Source organism: uncultured Brevundimonas sp., assembly GCF_963977465.1.
Classification (GTDB): domain Bacteria; phylum Pseudomonadota; class Alphaproteobacteria; order Caulobacterales; family Caulobacteraceae; genus Brevundimonas.
This window is the reverse complement of the sequence record NZ_CAXBOQ010000004.1, coordinates 92,640-105,401: the sequence shown is the minus strand read 5'-3', so window position 1 is coordinate 105,401 and position 12,762 is coordinate 92,640. Positions and strand designations below refer to the sequence as shown.

At 67.0% G+C, this 12,762-nt stretch carries 9 protein-coding genes; 8 read left to right on the top strand and 1 reads right to left on the bottom strand.

The genetic code is table 11. The annotated features are described in order from the left end of the window. Positions 1-101 precede the first annotated feature (101 nt). Genes AAC067_RS09630 through AAC067_RS09595 form a run of 8 tightly spaced genes read left to right on the top strand, consistent with a single transcriptional unit; the run spans position 102 to position 10,820 of the window. On the top strand, positions 102-1,676 hold the full coding sequence (locus AAC067_RS09630; protein ID WP_339931926.1) for a TldD/PmbA family protein: 1,575 nt from the start codon (positions 102-104) through the stop codon (positions 1,674-1,676). Positions 1,677-1,696: 20 nt separating this feature from the next. Continuing rightward, on the top strand, positions 1,697-3,031 hold the full coding sequence (locus AAC067_RS09625; RefSeq protein ID WP_339931924.1) for a TldD/PmbA family protein: 1,335 nt from the start codon (positions 1,697-1,699) through the stop codon (positions 3,029-3,031). Positions 3,032-3,053: 22 nt separating this feature from the next. Next, complete coding sequence (locus AAC067_RS09620; RefSeq protein WP_339931922.1) at positions 3,054-3,755, top strand: DUF4159 domain-containing protein; 702 nt, start codon at positions 3,054-3,056, stop codon at positions 3,753-3,755. 46 nt (positions 3,756-3,801) lie between these two features. Beyond that, the gene (locus AAC067_RS09615; RefSeq protein ID WP_339931920.1) at positions 3,802-4,800 is read left to right on the top strand and encodes a MoxR family ATPase; all 999 of its coding nucleotides are present in this window, start codon (positions 3,802-3,804) and stop codon (positions 4,798-4,800) included. A gap of 17 nt (positions 4,801-4,817) precedes the next feature. Beyond that, positions 4,818-5,711 carry a DUF58 domain-containing protein gene (locus AAC067_RS09610; RefSeq protein WP_339931918.1) on the top strand — a complete coding sequence of 298 codons (894 nt, stop codon included), beginning with the start codon at positions 4,818-4,820 and terminating at the stop codon, positions 5,709-5,711. Beyond that, entirely contained in the window at positions 5,708-6,877 is a 1,170-nt protein-coding gene (locus tag AAC067_RS09605) for a BatA domain-containing protein (protein WP_339931916.1), read from the top strand. Before AAC067_RS09610 ends, AAC067_RS09605 begins: the two co-directional genes overlap by 4 nt. After that, positions 6,874-8,994 carry a DUF4175 family protein gene (locus AAC067_RS09600; protein WP_339931914.1) on the top strand — a complete coding sequence of 707 codons (2,121 nt, stop codon included), beginning with the start codon at positions 6,874-6,876 and terminating at the stop codon, positions 8,992-8,994. Before AAC067_RS09605 ends, AAC067_RS09600 begins: the two co-directional genes overlap by 4 nt. After that, positions 8,991-10,820, top strand: a complete 1,830-nt coding sequence (locus AAC067_RS09595; RefSeq protein WP_339931912.1) for a hypothetical protein — start codon at positions 8,991-8,993, stop codon at positions 10,818-10,820. The genes AAC067_RS09600 and AAC067_RS09595 overlap by 4 nt, the downstream gene beginning before the upstream one ends. Here the strand turns inward: AAC067_RS09595 and AAC067_RS09590 are convergent, their stop codons facing one another. After that, positions 10,821-12,455 (bottom strand): TldD/PmbA family protein, encoded by a 1,635-nt coding sequence (locus AAC067_RS09590; protein WP_339931910.1) that lies wholly within the window; start codon positions 12,453-12,455, stop codon positions 10,821-10,823. Between the last annotated feature and the right edge of the window lie 307 nt (positions 12,456-12,762).

The window sequence follows — 12,762 nt, the reverse complement described above, 5'->3', positions numbered from 1 at the left end:
TCAAACCTGCCCTGCGGATTCCGCAGATGGAGGCGAGCGTGCACAGACGAAACTTCCTGTCTCTCGGCGCAATGGGTGTGGGGGGGCTTGTTATCCCGTCCATGTTCGCCGGCAAGGTGATCGCGGCCGAGGATCTCGTTTCCTCGCTGGACGTCCGGATCAAGAAGGCGCTCGCCGATGCGGCGATGACCGCGGCGACCCAGGTTGGTGCCAGCTATTGCGACGTCCGGGTCGGCCGTTATCTGCGGCAGTTCGTCATCACGCGCGAAGCCAGTGTCCAGAACATCGTCAATACGGAGTCGACCGGCGTCGGCGTCCGTGTGATCGCGGACGGGGCCTGGGGCTTTGCCGCAACGAATGTGATGACCAACGACGCCGTGGCCGAGGCGGCGCGCCAGGCCGTCATTATTGCCAAGGCCAATGCCAAGGCGTTGACCGCACCCGTCCAGCTGGCCCCGGTGACCGGCGTGGGCGAGGTGACCTGGCGCACGCCGATCGTGAAGAACGCGATGGAAGTGCCGATCGGGGAGAAGGTCGAGCTCCTGATGGGCGTCAACGCCGCCGCGACCGGCGCGGGAGCCAGCTTCGTCCAGTCGATGCTGTTCCTCGTCAACGAGCAGAAATATTTCGCCAGTACCGACGGGTCCTACATTGACCAGGACGTGCATCGCATCTGGCCCTCCCTGAACGTGACCGTGGTGGACCAGGCGACCGGCAAGTTCCGCAATCGCGAGGGTCTCTCCTCGCCGATGGGTCTTGGGTTCGAATATCTGGACGGGGCGGCTTCCGGCAAGACCACGCTGCCGAACGGCGTCGTCGTGTACGGCAACTCCTACGATATGAAGGAGGATGCGATGGCTGCCGCCCATCAGGCGCGGGCCAAGCTGTCGGCCCCCTCGGTCCAGCCGAACAAATACGATCTTGTCCTGGACCCGTCACACACCTGGCTGACCATCCATGAATCGGTCGGCCACCCCCTCGAGCTCGACCGCGTGCTGGGCTACGAGGCCAACTATGCGGGCACCAGTTTCGCGACCATGGACAAGCTGAGGGACGGCTTCCAGTACGGCAGTGATCAGGTCAACCTGATCGCCGACAAGGTGCAGCCGGGCAGCCTCGGCGCGGTCGCCTATGATGACGAGGGCGTGGGCACCAAGAAGTGGGACCTGGTGCGCGACGGCAAGCTGGTCGGCTATCAGGCGATCCGTGATCAGGCGCACATCGAGGGCAAGGCGGCGTCGGATGGATGCTGCTATGCGGACAGTTGGTCCAGCGTCCAGTTCCAGCGCATGGCCAATGTTTCACTCGAGGCCGGCAAGGCACCGCTCAGCGTCGCCGATATGATCGCTGACGTCGAAGACGGCATCTACATCGTGGGCGACGGCTCGTTCTCGATTGACCAGCAGCGCTACAACGCCCAGTTCGGCGGCCAGCTATTCTACGAGATCAAGAACGGGGCGATCACTCACCAGATTGAGGATGTGGCCTACCAGATTCGCACCCCGGAGTTCTGGAATGCCTGCTCTGCGATCTGCGACGAACGCGACTACCGGCTGGGTGGATCGTTCTTCGACGGCAAGGGGCAGCCGTCCCAGGTATCCGCTGTGTCGCACGGGTCCAGCACCGCGCGCTTCGACGGCATCAACGTCATCAACACCGCTCGTTCGCTCGGCTGATCGTGCAAGGAGACTGAACCATGAGCATCCTTCCTGAAGCGCAGGCCCGAGCCATTCTCACCAAGGTGGTGGCCTTCTCGACCGCCGATGAGTGCACCGCCCAACTAAACGGATCGACACAGGGCAATATCCGCTTCGCCCTGAACAATGTGTCCACCAGCGGAATCGTCGACGATATCGGCCTTTCCGTGCAGGTGGCGTTCGGCAAGCGTATGGGCACCGCGACGATCAACCAGTTCGACGACGCCTCGCTGGAGCGGGTGGTGCGCCGGGCTGAGGAACTGGCCCGGCTGGCTCCCGAGAACCCGGAGTTCATGCCGGCTGTCGAGGCCCAGACCTATACGCCGACCGCGACGTACAGCGCCGCAACGGCCGCGATCACGCCGGAGGATCGCGCGGCGGTGGCGACCAATTCGATCGACCCCTGCAAGGCGGCCAATCTGATCGCCGCCGGCTATCTGGAGGACGTGACCGGCTTTGTCGCCTTCATGAACAGCAAGGGCAATTTCGGTTATCAGACCTCGACCAGCGCGGATTACACCTGCACGGTCCGAACCGAAGACGGTCGCGGATCGGGTTGGGTGGGACACAATGTTCAGGACGTCTCCACCTTCGACGCCGACGCCGACGTGCGTATCGCCATGCGCAAGGCCAGCGCCTCCGCCGAGGCCCTGGCGCTGGAGCCCGGCAAATACACGGTGATCCTCGAGCCCGCGGCGGTCGCCGGACTGGTCGGCTTCATGATGAATTTCTTTGACGCCCGGTCCGCCGACGAGGGCCGGAGCTTCCTGTCGAAGCCGGGCGGCGGCAACAGGATCGGCGAACAGATGTTCGGGCCGGAGGTCAACATCCATACGGACCCCGGTCATCCCGACGCCGCAGTCTATCCGTGGGATGGCGACGGCCTGCCGCGCACGGCAAGGCCGATTGTCGAGAACGGTCGGATCTCGAGCCTCGAATATTCGCGCTACTGGGCTCAAAAGCAGGGCAAGCCCGCGCTGGCGGGTTCGGGCAACCTGATCATGACCGGCGGCGACAAGTCGACGGCCGATCTGATCCGGTCCACCGAGCGCGGAATCCTTGTCACCCGGACCTGGTACATTCGCATGGTGGACCCGCAAACGGTGCTGCTGACCGGCCTGACCCGCGACGGGACCTTCTATATCGAGAACGGCCAGATCAAACATCCGGTCAAGAATTTCCGCTTCAATGAGTCGCCGGTGATCATGCTCAACAACGTCGAGGATCTGGGTCGGGCCGTACGCGTGCAGAGCGATGAGGGGGGGTATGTCATGGTGCTCCCGGCCATGAAGATCCGCGATTTCACCTTCACCTCGCTGTCGGACGCCGTCTGACGGTGACTGGCCGGCCGGATATATGAACCGCTCGCAGTTCCTTCGGCTGGGTGCCGGCGGGCTGGCCAGTCTGGTGCTGGCGGGACCGTCCCGGGTTTTGGCGTCCGCCGGCTACGATTTCTGGCTCACCCGGCTGCGCTATGACTCGGGCGACTGGGATGTCGACCAGCGCATGCCGTCGAACCTGATCACGTCGCTGATCGACTATACGACGCTGCGCGTCGATCCGGCCGAGCGGGTGATTGCCCTGTCGGACCCCCGGATGCTGACCGCACCATTTTGCTATCTGGCGGGGCATAAGCTGGTCGAGTTCTCGGCGGCGGAGCGGCGCAATTTCGAACGCTATGTCCGCAACGGCGGGTTCGTGTTCGTCGACGACTGCAATCACGACATCGACGGATTGTTCGCCCGATCATTCGAGGCTCAGATGCGGGCCATTTTCGGGCCGTCTGCACTCAAGACCCTGCCGGACTCACACCCACTCTACCGCAGCTTTTTCCGTTTCGACGGACCGCCCAATACCGGGATGGAGCTCAATGGCTGGGGCGATGATCTGGTGCACGACTATTTGAAGGGCATCGAGATCAACGGTCGGCTGGGCGTGCTCTACAGCAATAAAGACTATGGCTGCGAGTGGGATTATGACTGGCGAAACAAGCGCTTCCTGGCTGTGGACAACACCCGGTTCGGGGTCAATATCGTGATGTACGCCCTGTCGTCGTAGACCTGCCGCCCGCCATCTCTGTTCTTACCCCGCCCCGGGACATTCCATGACCAAAGTTGTTTCCGAAGCCGATATCCAGGCGCAGATCGCGCGACTGGGCGACCTGCGTGCCGCCATCGGTCAGGCGATCGTCGGGCAGGAGGAGGTGGTCGAGCAACTGCTGATCGGCCTGCTGGCGGGCGGGCACTGCCTGCTGGAAGGCGTTCCGGGGCTGGGCAAGACGCTGCTGGTGCGCTCGCTCGGCGAGGCCCTGAAGCTGGAGTTTCGTCGCGTCCAGTTCACGCCGGACCTGATGCCCAGCGATATCCTGGGCACGGAACTGCTTGAGGAAGATCATGGCACCGGCCATCGGCATTTCCGCTTTCAGCCGGGACCCGTGTTCACCAACCTGCTGTTGGCCGACGAGCTGAACCGAACCCCGCCCAAGACCCAGGCGGCGCTGCTGGAAGCGATGCAGGAACGCACCGTCAGCTATGGTGGCGTGACCCATGTGCTGCCGTCGCCCTTCTTCGTGCTGGCGACGCAGAACCCGCTGGAGCAGGCGGGTACCTATCCGCTGCCGGAGGCCCAGTTGGACCGGTTCCTGCTGCATATTCGCGTCGACTATCCGACCGCCCAGGAAGAGCACGACATCATCGCTCAGACCACCGGGGCCAAATCCGGTGTCGTGCCCCAGGTCATGCAGGGCAAGGAAGTCCTGGCGCTTCAGGCCCGGGTGCGTGAAGTCCATTTCAGCGAGGCCCTGCTGCGCTGGGTGACCACACTGGTGCGCGCCAGCCGTCCGGGCGACGGCGCGATTGAGGACATCCGGAAATATGTGAAATGGGGCGCGGGTCCGCGCGCCGGGCAGTCGCTGGTTCTGGCAGCCAAGGCGCGGGCGCTGTTGCAGGGTCGCCTGGCGGCCACGCGCGAGGACATCATGGCGCTGGCCGGGCCAGTCATGCGCCACCGGCTGCTGCTGTCGTTCGCCGCCGAGGCCGAGGGGCGCAGCGCCGATGACATCATCGCGGCCCTGGTGCGCGCCACGCCCATGCCCGACGCCTGAGCCGGTGTGTCTGGCCCATGATCGACTTCCTGCCCCCTGACGTACGAAGCCGGCTGAAAGGCCTGCGCCTCGTCACGCGTCGGGCGGTCGGTGGACAGGGCATCGGCCTGCACCAGAGCCACAGTCGCGGTGCCGGGCTCGAATTCGCCCAGTATCGCGCCTACGAACGCGGCGACGAACCGCGTCAGATCGACTGGAAGCTCTACGCCCGATCGGACAAATTCTTCGTGCGTGAGGCCGAACGGGAGAGCCCGGTTTCAGTGTGGATCCTGATGGATACCAGCGCCTCGATGGGTCAGGCGGACGGCGGTCGGCCGGACTGGTCGCGACTGGATGCGGCCAAGGCCCTGACCCAGGGCTTGGCCGAGCTGGCCCTGGGTCAGGGTGACCGCTTCGGCTGGGCTGCACTCAACGATCAGGGTTTGCGGTTGTTGGCACCGACCACAGGCACTCGCCAGCGCGACCGGCTGCTGCTCGAGCTGCTGCCGCTGCGTGCGGGTGGCGGTTTCGCCCGGGAGGACCAGTTGTCCCCGATCTGGGAACGGATCGGTGCCCGCGATCTGATCGTCGTGCTCAGCGACTGTTTCGATCCCGGCGTCGTGGAATTCGTGGAAAAACTGGCTGCCGCCGGTCGCGAGGTGCTCGTGATCGAGATGCTGACCCTGGGTGAACGGGATTTTACATTCAGTGGCGGCCATCGCTTCCGCGATCCGGAGACCGGTGAAGAACTGATCGGTGACGGTCCCGCGCTCCGCCCGGAATTCCTGCGCCGGTTCGGTGAGGCGCGGGCGGCGCTACACGCCCGGCTGGACCGGGCGGGGGTACGCCACACCGAGCATGTCCTCGACCAGCCGATCGACCAGCCGCTGAGACGGCTGTTCGGGGCTCATGACGCGGCGGAATACGCATGATGCCCGGCCTGCTGCTGCCTGGGGCACTGGTGGCGCTCGCGGCGATCCTGATACCGCTGGTGATCCATATCGCGCGGCGGACTGAGGAAAAACCGATCGAATTCGCCGCGTTGCGCTGGCTGCGACAGAAGCCACGTCCGAAGTCGCGCCTGCAGTTCGACGAGCGGCTGTTGCTGGCGTCCCGACTGTTGCTGCTGATTCTGCTGGCGCTGTGGCTGGCGGCACCCGTGCTGTTCGGGGCGGCGGGGACAGCGCCCTATGTCGCCGTCGCACCGGGCGTCGACCTGTCCCGGGCCGGCACGATCGAAGACGAGGCGGTCGCCGACTACCGCCGAACGCACTGGCTGGCCCCCGGCTTTCCGGCATTAAGCGAGACGGGACCTGTGGGTGCGGTGCCGCTCGCCAGCCTGCTGCGCCAGCTCGATGCCGATCTTCCGGCCGACACGCCGCTTGTCGTCGTCGTGGCCGAGGTAATCGACGGGGCGGATGCCGAGCGGCCCCGACTCTCGCGCCGGGTGGAGTGGCGCGTCGTTCCCGGGGCTGCACCTGTCGTGGGGGCAGGGCCGGTTCCGGTTCCGGCCCTGTCGATCCGGTATGACAGTGATCAGGCGGCCGGGCTGCGTTACCTGCGCGCCGCGGCGCTGGCCTGGCAGCCGGCCGGCGGCAATGCGGATCTGGAAGTTGGCGGCATCGACGCGGCCCTGCCGCCGGTGACGCGCCGGCTGATCTGGCTCGGCACCGGCACGCTGCCACCGGCGCTGCTGCGCTGGGTCGGGAGCGGCGGGACAGCCCTGATCGGGTCCAAGGCGTTGTTTCCGGAGGATGTCGACCGGGTCGTGGTCTGGCGCGATGAGCTGGGCCGTCCGCTGGTCGAAGCCGCGCCGATGGGTACAGGGCGTCTGATGCAGTTCAGCCGGCGGTTGGTGCCGGCCGAGATGCCGGCGCTGCTCGAAGCCGACTTTCCGGTTCACCTGCGGGCGGTGTTGGCACCGTCAGCGACAGCGCCGACGCGCGTGAGCGCGGTGGACTATACGCCCACGACCGGCGCACGGCACGTCGAGCCGGCCCCCCGGGATCTTCGCCCGTGGCTGGCGGTGCTGATCGGCCTGGTGCTGTTGGGTGAGCGCTGGCTGGCGACGCGTCGCCGGCGCGGGGTGAGCCCATGACGGCCGGGACCCTGCTGGCGACGTGGACCGGACCGGCGCGGCGGCGTGGGCTGCTGAACGACGCCCTGCTGTTCGTGCCGGCCCTGCTGGCGCTGACGGCGCTGGCGTGGCGGGGCGGGGGACCGGCTATCGGGACCGGCGTGCTGGTGGTCGGGGCCGGTCTTGGCCTGTTCGTGGCGTATAGGCGGGCGGCGCGGCTCGACCGGGATTGGCTCGTCAGCAAGCTCGACGGCTCCCGTGCGGACATGGAGGACAGCGCCGAGCTGCTGTTCGCGGACCCCCAAACCCTGGGCGATCTGCAGCAGCTCCAGCAGGCGCGGCTGTTCAACCGGCTGGACACCGGCAAGCCCGAGACCCTGAGAGCGGACTGGTCGCGCCGTCCGATCATGGCGGCGTGGCTCGTCGCAAGTATCGTCATCGCCGGTGCCGTCGTCTGGCCGTCCGCGGCAGATCGACCCGTCGTCCTGGCCCCCAGCGTCGAGCAGACGCCGGTGGTCGCCGGTGTGCCGCGTCTGGTCGGGCAGAACCTGCGCATCTTCCCGCCCGCCTATACCGGCCTGCCGATGCGGGACGAGCCGCGACTGGATGCGCGGGCACCTTTGGGCTCGCGGCTGGAGTGGACCCTGCGTTTCGATCCACAGGCCGAGGCCCCGGCCGTGGTGACGCTGGCGGGGGTGAAGCTGGCCTTGCGGCGGTCGGGCGACGACTGGATCGCCAGCCGGGTGCTGGACAGCTCATTCCTGTATCGCGTCGATCCGGCGTCGGGGCGGGGGCCGGTCTCGCCGTTGCATCGCATCGACGCCATTGCCGATACGCCGCCCGTTGTCCGGGTCGTGTCGCCGACCGAAAGCCTGACCACGGTGACCGCGGGCCAACGCAGCTGGACGCCGGGGTTTGCCGTCAGCGACGACTATGGCGTCGCCGCTAATGCCCGGCTGCGCATCACCCTGGCGATGGGGGAGGGCGAGAACATCACCTTCACCGAACGCGAGATCGGCGTGACGGGACGCGGGTCCGCACGCGACCGGCGGTTCGCGCAGCGGCTGGATTTCGCGGCCCTGGGCTTTGCCGCGGGGGGCGATCTGGTCGTTCAGCTGATCGTGCGGGACAACCGCGCCCCCGGCCCACAGGAGGTCCGCGGTCCCAGTCTGATCCTGCGTTGGCCGTCAGCCAGCCGCACCCAGGGGGCGGGACTGGAGGGGATGGTCAACACCACCCTGCCGGCCTATTTCCGCAGCCAGCGCCAGATCATCATCGACGCCGAGGCCCTGATCGTTCAGCGCCAACGTTTGACGTCAGACCGTTATATGTCGCGTTCCACCGGCATCGGCGGTGACCAGGAGATACTGCGCCGCCGATACAGCGAATTCCTGGGTGGCGAGAACTCGGCTCCACCCCAGCTGCCGACCAGTGATGCGGTGGAGGTGCATACGGACGACGACGGTCATGGCCACGCCCCGCGCACGACCTCGCCGGGGTTCGGCTCACCGGAAGATGTGCTGGCCCAGTTCGGCCATCCGCATGATGATTCTCCTGCCGCCAGCCTCGATCCCGAGACGCGCGAACTGCTGAGGCAGGCGGTCGACGCGATGTGGCAGGCCGAACTCCAGCTCAAACAGGGCCGACCGGACCTGGCCCTGCCCCATGCCAATCGCGCCCTGAACTTTATCAAGGAGGTGCAGCAGGCGACGCGCATCTTCCTGGCGCGGGTGGGATCGAATCTGCCACCGGTCGATCCGTCCCGACGCATGACCGGCGAACGCGAGGGCATTGCCAGTCGCACCCTGCCGATCGCACCGGTCGAGGCCGCCGATGGCCCCGCTGCGGCGGCGTGGCGCGCGCTGGGTCAGGGACCGGAGGCGGTGCGCGGCCCGGTGGTATTCGACGCGCTTGAGCGGTGGATACGATCCAACGCCGACCGCCTGCCGGACTCGCTGGCGCTGTCGGGGGCGCTGGACGCCGTGCGGCGCGATCCGGACTGCGACACCTGCCGTCAAAAACTGCGCGCCCTGTTGTGGACCGCAATGGAAAGACCGCCCGCCAGCCTTGACCGGCGTCGACCCGCCGACCCGGTCGGCGCGCGCTATCTCGGCGCGCTGGAAGGGGGCGCGCCATGACGCCCAAGCTGATCCTGGCCGTTGTTCTGGTCTGTGCTGTCGTCGCGGCATGGGTGCGGTTGTTCCTGTGGCATCGGTCGGCCCCGCGCGAGGCGACCGGAGCCCTGTGGCGCGTGATCGTGCTGGCGGGGTTGCAGCCGGTCTGGGCGGCCTTGCTGTTCTTCTGCCTGTTTCCACCCGGCGTGCGAACGGCCTCGGTGGATTTGGTGGTCGCGACCGCGGGTACGCCCCGCACGGCGACCCGGACACCCGGCACCACGCTGATCGCCCTGCCCGAGGCCCCGGCCCTGGCCGGAGCGGAACCCGCACCGGACCTGGGCACCGCCTTGCGGCGCTATCCGGGCGCGCGGCAGATCACCATTCTCGGCGGGGGTTTGACGGCCCGCGACCGGGACGCGGCGCAGGGGATCGCCATAGCGTTCGACCCGCCGTCGCTGCCGCAGGGTCTGGTTTCACTGACTGCACCACGGCGGGCCGCGCCATCCGCCGGTTTCAAGGTCGGCGGACAGCTGTTGGGCCTGCCCGGCGCGACGGTCGACCTGATCGATCCCGCCGGACGGGTAACGGACACACAGAAGGTCGCCGATGACGGCCGGTTCACCGTCTCCGGCACAGCGCGCTCGGCAGGGTTGGTGACCTTCGTCGTCCGGGTGCGTGATGCCCGTCGGCAGGTAGTCGAGCAGGCGGATGTGCCGGTGCAGATCGAGAGCCAGGCCTCGCCCAAGCTTCTGATCATGGCCGGTGCACCGGGGCCAGAGGTCAAATACCTGCGGCGATGGGCCACCGACGCCGGGTTCGATGTGACGGTTCGCGCCAGCGCCGGTGGCGGTGTCCAGATTGGCGACGCACCGGTCGCGATTAATGTCGCAACACTGCGATCCTTCGACGCCGCGATCATCGACGATCGCAGCTGGGCAGGACTGGGCGGCCAGCGGGCCGATGTCCTCCGGGCCGTGCGGGGCGGTCTGGGCCTGGTGCTGCGATCCGGCGGATCACCGCAAGACGGGGCGCTGGCTCAGTGGCGGGCGCTGGGCTTCACCGTCAGCGGTCGCGACGGGGTGGCACCGATCGCCCTGTCCGCCACGACGGACGCCGACCTCGCCCGGACGCGTCGAGGCATTCCCCAACCGGACGCCATCGCCGATCTGGACGCCGGTGATGACTTCCTGCCCGCGATCAATCGCCTGACCGTCACGCCGGGCGGCGAGGGAACGGTGCCGGTGCTGCACGACGCCGGCGGTGCGACCCTGTCCGCATGGCGGGCCATCGGGCGCGGGCGGGTCGCCGTGTTCACGGGGATCGACAGCTTTGGCCTGACCCTGACCGGCAAGACCGATCTCTATGGCGATTGGTGGAGTACAATGTTGTCCGCCGTATCGCGTCCTGTTGCGGGGGTAGCGCCCGCCTTTTCCGGCCCGGCCTGGGTCGGCGACCGGGTCGCCCTGTGCGGCCTGACCAGCGACGCCCGGGTCGAGCGGCCAGACGGCACGCTGGCGACGGTGCGGGTCGTAGCCGGGGGCTGCGCCGGCTACTGGCCGGTGGCGTCCGGCTGGCATCTGTTGCGCAAGACCGGACTCGGGATTGATGAACAGGTGTGGCCTTTCTTCGTCCATCCGGTGGATCGCCTTGCCGGGGTGCGGGCCGCGCGCGACCGTGATGCAACACTGATGTTGGGCAAGGCCGGGCCCGGCCCGGCGGAGACGATCCATGAGGCCCGGGAGATCCCCGGGTCGCCGTGGCCGTGGTTCATCGCCTGGCTTGTCGCCAGCGCCGGGCTGTGGGGACTGGAGCGCTCGCGCCTCGGACGCGCGCCGACGCAGGCCTGATCAGCCCAACGACCGCGCCGTGTTGATGACGTTGATCCCGTCGAACCGGGTGGTTGATGAGCCGTGGCTGACGGCCGAGACCTGACTGGGCTGGCCCTTGCCGTCGAAGAATGAGCCGAACATCCGGTAGTCGCTCTCGTCGCACGTCGCGCTGCAGGCGTTCCAGAACTCCGGGGTCCGGATCTGATAGGCGACATCGCCCAGCGGCCGGGTGATCGCCCCGTCCTTGATTTCGTAGAACAGCTGCCCGCCGAACTGGGCATTGTAGCGCTGCTGGTCGATTGAATAGGAGCCGCGACCCAGGATGTAGATGCCGTTCTCGACATTGGCGATCATGTCGGCGGCCGTCATCGGCGTCTTGCCGGGCTGAAGTGAGACATTGGGCATGCGCTGGAACTGGATGGTCGACCACGAGTCCGCGTACGAACATCCGGCTGACTGCGTATCGCCGAGGATGTGGGCCTGGTCGCGCGTCGCCTGATAGTCGACCAGTACGCCGTCGCGGATCAGGGGCCAGCTCTTGGTAGCCACGCCCTCGTCGTCATAGGCGACGGCACCGAGGCTGCCCGGCTGGGTACGGTCTGCCATGATGTTGACGATGTCGCTGCCGTATTTGAACCCGGTCTCACGTTTGTCCAGCGTGGCGAAACTGGTGCCGGCATAGTTGGCCTCATAGCCCAGCACCCGATCCAGCTCGAGCGGGTGGCCGACGGACTCGTGGATGGTGAGGCCGAGGTGGCTGGGGTCGAGGACGAGATCGTATTTGCCGGGCTCGACCGACGCGGCGGATATTTTTTCGCGAGCCTGGGCGGTCGCGGCGATCGCGTCCTCGCGCATGTCGTAGGAGGCACCGTAGACGACCACGCCGTTCGGCATGACGGTCTTGTCGCTCGAATGGCCATCCAGATATTCGTAGCCCATCCCCATCGGCGACGAGAGGCCGTCGCGGGTCCGGAACTTGCCCGAGCCCTGATCGACCGCTGTGACCGTGAACGGGGCCCAGATGCGGTGCACGTCCTGATCGACGTAGGATCCGTCGGTGCTGGCGAAATATTTCTGCTCATTGACCAGGAACATGCGCGAGGCGACGAAACTGGCCCCCGCGCCGGTCGCCGCGGAGTTGACCCCCATCAACAGACTGATCTTCTCCTCGATCGGGACCGCCATCGCATTGCGCTGGATCGGCGTTTGCCAGCGCCGCTCGCCGAGGGCGGGGGCGGGAGCCAGTTGCACGGGGCTGGTCTGGCTCTTCGCATTGGCCCTGGCGATGGCCGTGGCCAGCCGGGCCGTATCGGCGACGGCCTCGGCTGTCAGGATGTTGGTCGCGGCGAAACCCCAGGCCCCGTCGGCGATGACCCGGACACCGGTCCCGCTCGACTCGGTGTTGACGACATTCTCGACGTTCGCCTCACGGGTCATGATGAACTGCCGCATGTAGCGGCCGACCCTGACATCGCAGTAGCTGGCCCCGGCCTGGGTCGCGGCGCTCAGCCCCGCGTCGGCGAGCCGCTTCTTCGTCGCGACATCCATGATCTCCACGAGTTGTTCGGCGGCGATGGCCCGGCCGGCGAAGCCCGGGATAAGCAGCCCACCGGCTCCGATTCCGCATGCGGTGAGGAAGTGACGTCTATCCAAGGTCTTCTCCCGGCAAAGGTTCATCCCGACCAGGACCGGGACTGCAGCGTCCGTCGTTTCGTGGCTCTACAGGCGTGATGCGCACCTTCACCGGTGTTGTCACCGGGGTCAAACAGTCAGCCCCGAATTCCGACGTGATGGAATCCACCTGTGCGGTCAGTCCAACGCCGGGTTTCTCCATTGGACGTATCCATCCAGCTCCAGAAAGTTGGCATGGGTTTCCATTGGAACGAGGGCGGATTGCCCACCTGCATGTTCCACTCTGGTCGACTTAACGTGTCGGTATCGCTAGAGCTTATCTAACGAT

What these genes read in the sequence shown, in the direction of transcription:
- AAC067_RS09625 (WP_339931924.1), top strand. Translation starts at nt 1,697, where the DNA reads ATGAGCATCCTTCCTGAAGCGCAGGCCCGAGCCATTCTCACCAAGGTG.
- AAC067_RS09600 (WP_339931914.1), top strand. Translation starts at nt 6,874, where the DNA reads ATGACGGCCGGGACCCTGCTGGCGACGTGGACCGGACCGGCGCGGCGG.
- AAC067_RS09620 (WP_339931922.1), top strand. Translation starts at nt 3,054, where the DNA reads ATGAACCGCTCGCAGTTCCTTCGGCTGGGTGCCGGCGGGCTGGCCAGT.
- AAC067_RS09605 (WP_339931916.1), top strand. Translation starts at nt 5,708, where the DNA reads ATGATGCCCGGCCTGCTGCTGCCTGGGGCACTGGTGGCGCTCGCGGCG.
- AAC067_RS09630 (WP_339931926.1), top strand. Translation starts at nt 102, where the DNA reads ATGTTCGCCGGCAAGGTGATCGCGGCCGAGGATCTCGTTTCCTCGCTG.
- AAC067_RS09610 (WP_339931918.1), top strand. Translation starts at nt 4,818, where the DNA reads ATGATCGACTTCCTGCCCCCTGACGTACGAAGCCGGCTGAAAGGCCTG.
- AAC067_RS09595 (WP_339931912.1), top strand. Translation starts at nt 8,991, where the DNA reads ATGACGCCCAAGCTGATCCTGGCCGTTGTTCTGGTCTGTGCTGTCGTC.
- AAC067_RS09615 (WP_339931920.1), top strand. Translation starts at nt 3,802, where the DNA reads ATGACCAAAGTTGTTTCCGAAGCCGATATCCAGGCGCAGATCGCGCGA.